The sequence below is a fragment of the Sporosarcina koreensis genome, assembly GCF_001531445.1.
GTDB classification, from domain to species: domain Bacteria; phylum Bacillota; class Bacilli; order Bacillales_A; family Planococcaceae; genus Sporosarcina; species Sporosarcina koreensis_C.
In genome coordinates this window covers 12605-14173 of the sequence record NZ_LQYA01000189.1, presented here as the reverse complement: position 1 = coordinate 14173, position 1569 = coordinate 12605, and the positions used below count along the sequence as shown (strand labels likewise).

The following is a 1569-nucleotide window of genomic DNA, read 5'->3' as shown; positions in this document are numbered from 1 at the left end:
ATGTCATCGATTTCCTATCAGCAGGTGCGAGTGCGGTGGCTGTAGGGACCGCGAATTTTGTAGACCCATTCATTTGTCCGAAAATCATTGAAGAGCTTCCGGCTAAATTGGACGAGCTCGGCGTCAATCAAATTTCAGAGCTTGTTGGAAGGAGCCACCGATTATGAAGAAACCTCCAATTATCGCATTGGATTTTGAATCAGCACAACAAACATTCGAATTTCTCCACGCATTTGAAGGGGACGTAAATGTGAAAGTAGGCATGCAACTTTATTACAAAGAAGGTCCTGCAATCATTTCCAAATTGAAAGAGCGCGGTTTCGATATATTCCTGGACTTGAAGCTCCATGACATCCCGAATACAGTAAAATCGGCAATGGAAGTATTGGCAAGCTTAGGTGTAGACTTGGTCAATGTCCATGCAGCCGGTGGTAAATCAATGATGGAAGCTGCGCTCGAAGGGCTTGATAAAGGGACTCCGTCAGGAATGAAACGCCCTTCAATCATCGGTGTGACTCAATTAACATCTACGGATGAGCGGCAAGTCAGGGAAGAACAGCTTATTCAAATTTCCCTTCAAGAGTCTGTACTTCAGTACGCGAAACTGACAAAAGATTCCGGGTTGGATGGGGTCGTTTGCTCTGTTCATGAAGCAGCTATCATTTCAGAAGTATGCGGCCGTGAATTCCTGAAAGTTACTCCTGGGATCCGTCTCCCCGAAAGCGGGACCCAAGACCAGAAAAGAATCGCAACACCTGAGGAAGCTAGGCAGGAAGGATCGACGCATATCGTAGTTGGCAGGGCAATTACAGGTGCATCGGATCCCCGCGCAGCCTACGAACAAATTAACGCAAGATGGAAAGGGGTAGAGTGGATTGGGTAAAAAGGAAATCGCGGAAATTCTATTGAATGTTGGTGCAGTGGAACTGAGTCCTGAGGATCCATTCACATGGGCATCCGGCATAAAATCACCGATTTACTGTGATAATCGGCTGACGATGTCCGATCCAGTCGGACGAAAGCAAATTGCGGAAGGGCTCGCGGGGCTAATTAGAACTTATTACCCTGAAACGACATTGATTGCGGGAACGGCAACAGCCGGCATTCCACATGCGGCATGGGTGGCAGATATTCTTGGCTTGCCGATGGTGTATATCCGTTCAAAAGCGAAGGGACATGGTCGAAGCCGTCAAATCGAGGGGAAAGTGAAACCTGAGGATAAAGCGATCATCATTGAAGATTTGATTTCCACAGGGGGCAGCAGTCTGAATGCCGTCGAAGCTTTGCAATCTGAAGGAATCAAAGTCTCAGGCGTCGTCTCCATTTTTACATATGAGCTGGAAAGTGCGGATAAAGCATTCACAGAAGCAGATGTAACCTATAAGAGTTTGACGGATTTCGGAGCCCTTATAGAGATGGCGAAAGAAAGCGAAGCAATTACACAGGAGTCAATGGCCGGCCTACTTGAGTGGCATACAAAATTGAAAGCTGGATTGTTGAAATAAAAAAGGGGGCTTTCCAATACGTCACCATTTCTGGTCATAAAATCTTGCAAGTGATCATAAACCC

The 1569-nt window shown here is 46.5% G+C and carries 2 protein-coding genes and 1 pseudogene; all 3 read left to right on the top strand.

The window, feature by feature from the left end:
- Nucleotides 1-167: pseudogene (locus AWV70_RS16920) on the top strand (dihydroorotate dehydrogenase catalytic subunit); the annotation flags it as partial.
- Nucleotides 164-883 (top strand): orotidine-5'-phosphate decarboxylase, encoded by a 720-nt coding sequence (pyrF, locus tag AWV70_RS16915; RefSeq protein WP_060209595.1) that lies wholly within the window; start codon nt 164-166, stop codon nt 881-883. The pseudogene AWV70_RS16920 and the gene pyrF, both read left to right, overlap by 4 nt.
- Nucleotides 876-1505, top strand: coding sequence for an orotate phosphoribosyltransferase (gene pyrE, locus AWV70_RS16910; RefSeq protein ID WP_060209593.1), 630 nt, complete (start codon nt 876-878; stop codon nt 1503-1505). Before pyrF ends, pyrE begins: the two co-directional genes overlap by 8 nt.
- Nucleotides 1506-1569: the final 64 nt, after the last annotated feature.

Coding starts and splice junctions, on each gene's coding strand:
- pyrF (WP_060209595.1), top strand. CDS start 164: ATGAAGAAACCTCCAATTATCGCATTGGATTTTGAATCAGCACAACAA.